3 protein-coding genes are annotated in these 2784 nt (G+C 68.0%); all 3 read left to right on the top strand.

Translation table 11 applies throughout. From position 1 onward, the window contains the following. Window positions 1-1407, top strand: a 1407-nt coding sequence (locus A2J01_RS24545; protein WP_054186435.1) for an MFS transporter, incomplete at its 5' end; no start/stop codon positions are given. Between the two features lie 13 nt (window positions 1408-1420). After that, window positions 1421-2017 carry a universal stress protein gene (locus tag A2J01_RS24540; protein ID WP_003946090.1) on the top strand — a complete coding sequence of 199 codons (597 nt, stop codon included), beginning with the start codon at window positions 1421-1423 and terminating at the stop codon, window positions 2015-2017. Then, on the top strand, window positions 1935-2456 hold the full coding sequence (locus A2J01_RS24535) for a PaaI family thioesterase (RefSeq protein WP_231915899.1): 522 nt from the start codon (window positions 1935-1937) through the stop codon (window positions 2454-2456). The genes A2J01_RS24540 and A2J01_RS24535 overlap by 83 nt, the downstream gene beginning before the upstream one ends. Window positions 2457-2784 lie beyond the last annotated feature (328 nt).

The raw sequence follows: 2784 nt of genomic DNA, 5'->3' as shown, positions 1-2784 counted from the left end.
ATCGTCGACGGTTACACGCTGGTGCTGGCGTGTCTTGTGCTGCCTGCCGGAGCAATCGGTGACCGTTACGGGCGTCGCGGTGTGCTGGTCACGGGGCTGGCGGTGTTCTCGGTCGCGTCGGCGCTGCCGCTGCTGCTGGCCGACCCGGTGTGGCTGATCGCAGCGCGCGCGCTGGCCGGGGTGGGCGCGGCGCTGGTGATGCCTTCGACGCTGTCGATCCTGACCGCGGGGTTCGCCGCTGCCCATCGTGGCCGGGCGGTGGGGGTGTGGGCCGGAGTTGCGGGGTCAGGGGCAGTGCTGGGCATCCTCGGCGCCGGGGTACTGCTCGAGCGGTGGTCATGGCCTTCGGTGTTCGTCGGGTTGACCGTGGCGGGGGTGGTGCTGGCGGGGTTGGCGTGCACTATCGCCGAGTCCCGAGAGAGCGAGCATCCCCCGGTGGACTGGGTGGGTGCGGCGGTGGTGGCCGTCGCGATCGCGGCGATCGTGTTCGCCGCGATCGAGGTTCCCGCGCGGGGCTGGGCCGACCAGCTCGTCGCCGCTATCGCCGGGGTCGGTCTCCTGGCAGCGGTGGTGTTTGTGATCGTAGAGCTGCGGTCTTCTGCGCCACTGCTGGACGTGCGGTTGTTCGCCCGCCGCGGTTTCGGGGCCGGCTCGCTGTCGGTGACCATCCAGTTCCTGGTTACCTTCGGAGTGTTCCTGCTGTTGGTGCAGTACCTGCAGCTGATCCTCGGCTATGGGCCGCTGGCCTCGGCACTGGCGTTGGCGCCGATGGTGGTGCCGCTGGTCGTGATCTCGGTAATCGCACCGTGGTTGTCGAGCCTCGTCGGGTTGAAAGTGATGACCGTCTCAGGACTGCTTGCCATCGCTGCCGGACTGGTGCTGGTAAGCCGGTTGACCGTGGCCGCGGACTATCCCGGCCTGCTGTGGCCGCTGCTGATCATGAGCGCGGGTCTGGGATTGTGCACCGCCCCGGCGACCTACGCCATCGTCGCCGACACCCCTGCGGCCAAACAGGGGGTCGCCGCCGCGGTCAACGACGCTGCCCGCGAGATCGGCGCCGCGATCGGGATCGCCGTGGCTGGCAGCGTGCTCGCCGCAGGCTATACCCACCACATCCAGCCCGCTCTGCCCCAGCTTCCCGAGCCCGCCCGCGGCCCGGTCGCCGATTCCCTGGCCGCTGCTCTGCAGGTCGCTGACCAGGCCGGACCGGCGGCCCAACCGCTGGCCGAGTTCGCCAAGGCAGCGTTCGTGCACGGCAGCAGCCAGGCCGCGCTCACGCTGGCCGCCCTCACCGCCGCCGGGGCGATCGTGCTGGCAGTCCTCTCTCCCGGCCCCACCACCCGCCGCTCCCGCGCGTCACGCACTCACACGAACACCCCTCCCCGCTCGAACACCCCCTTCTCGTGAAAGAGGCCCCATCATGACGGCCTATCGCACGATCCTCGTCGACACCGACGGATCCGACTACTCCTACCGCGTGGTCGACCACGCCGCCGAGCTGGCTCACGTCACCCACGCCCGACTCCTGATCATCTGCGCCCGTCACGACATCGACGAACGCGCACTCGGTACTGACGTCGACCGGCTGCGAGGTACCACACCCACCGACGCCATCCTGCGCACCGCGCACCAACATGCGATCGCCCACGGCGCCGTCGACATCGAAACTCGCATCCTGCCCGAGCCCACCGTCCGCGCACTGTTTCACCTAGCCGGCCCGACCGCCGACGACCTCATCGTCACCGCGAACCCCCACCGGTCACCACTGGCCCGGCTACTATTACCTCGCCGGCCGAGCTTGCCCACAAAGCCCACTGCGACATCCTCATTGCTAATGGTGAGGACACCTACGGAAGGCGTCCATGACCGAGCACACACCCAACACCAACACACCCGAGACCGCCGGCCCCGAACCTTTCGAGGCCGAGGACTGGATCCGTACCTTCGCTGTGGCGCCGCCCGAACACGTCGACCTGCCGCCTCACCACCCCCACTGCCTTGGTTGCGGACCGGCTAACCCTCACGGCCACCAGTTGCGCGTCCGACGCGACGCACACGGCGTCTACGCCCACCACAGCTTCGATTCCCGCCATGTCGGCGCCCCAGCGATTGCCCACGGGGGCGCGGTCGCCACCGTCCTCGACGACTTGTTCGGGTTTCTGCTCTACACCGTGGGAGAGCTCGCCGTCACCCGCCACCTCGCTATCGACTACCTCGCCCCGGTCCTGCTCGACACCCCCTACACCCTCCGCTCTCACATCCACTCCCGAGCAGGCCGCAAACTACACCTGCGAGCCACCATCGAAAACAACCACGCCCACGTGGTCACTACCGCCACCGCACTGTTCCTCATCGTCGACATCGACCACTTCCTGACCCCCCGACACAACGCCTCGGCGGCGACCGCGCCCACTACACACGAAGACCAACAAGGCCCTCAGATGGACAGTCCCTGACGTGTCCCTCTAGCCGATCCGCGGGGACTGTTTCTTATTCGGTGTTTCGGCCCGAGCCGCTGAGTAAACGCTCAGCGAGGGAGGTGCCGTGATGACGACATTGGAAGATATGACGAAGAAAAAGGCCGAGCCCTCCGCGGAAGCTGCGGCGCGCGCCATCAGGTCGCAGAACGCGGCGTTGCGGCCGTGTTCGGTCACGACGACGGGACGGTGCTCATGGTTTCAGGGTGAGAGATTGCGTGAGGATCGCATCCCGGTTCCGCGCACCCGTTTGCCGGTGTGGGGCGAACTCGGCCGGTCGGGTTCGACTCGTGGCAGCAGAGCGTGA

It is taken from the genome of Rhodococcus sp. EPR-134 (assembly GCF_001647205.1).
Taxonomy (GTDB): Bacteria; Actinomycetota; Actinomycetes; order Mycobacteriales; family Mycobacteriaceae; genus Rhodococcus_F; species Rhodococcus_F qingshengii.
This window is presented reverse-complemented; position numbering and strand designations above follow the sequence as displayed.

Bases quoted from the DNA above. Each gene is read 5' to 3' on its own strand.
- A2J01_RS24540 (WP_003946090.1), top strand. From the start codon at position 1,421: ATGACGGCCTATCGCACGATCCTCGTCGACACCGACGGATCCGACTAC.